General features: G+C 64.8%; 1 protein-coding gene. It reads left to right on the forward strand.

Annotated elements, in window-relative coordinates; all coding sequences use genetic code 11:
* Positions 1-236: hypothetical protein (locus SB753_RS41315; protein WP_410805718.1), on the forward strand; the 236-nt coding region annotated here is incomplete at its 5' end.

Consider the following 236-nt stretch of genomic DNA (forward strand, 5'->3'; position numbering starts at 1 on the left):
GTGTCATCCGAGTCGGAATACTCGATGACACCGAGCGGGCGTTCGGTATCGGCATGGGCATCATCGCGCTTATCTTCTGGCTCGTGCTGACGCTGTCCGCCGTGCTTGTGGGGCTGCGCGGCGGTATCCAGACACGCGGACGGCGTGCCACGGTGTGGACCGTCGTGGGACTGAGCACGGCTCTCGTGCTGGGCAGCCTGATAGCGGTGGTGGCTACGCCGCCTCTTCTCCGTTAG

It is taken from the genome of Paraburkholderia sp. SIMBA_053, from assembly GCF_046534895.1.
Taxonomy (GTDB): Bacteria; Pseudomonadota; Gammaproteobacteria; order Burkholderiales; family Burkholderiaceae; genus Paraburkholderia; species Paraburkholderia caledonica.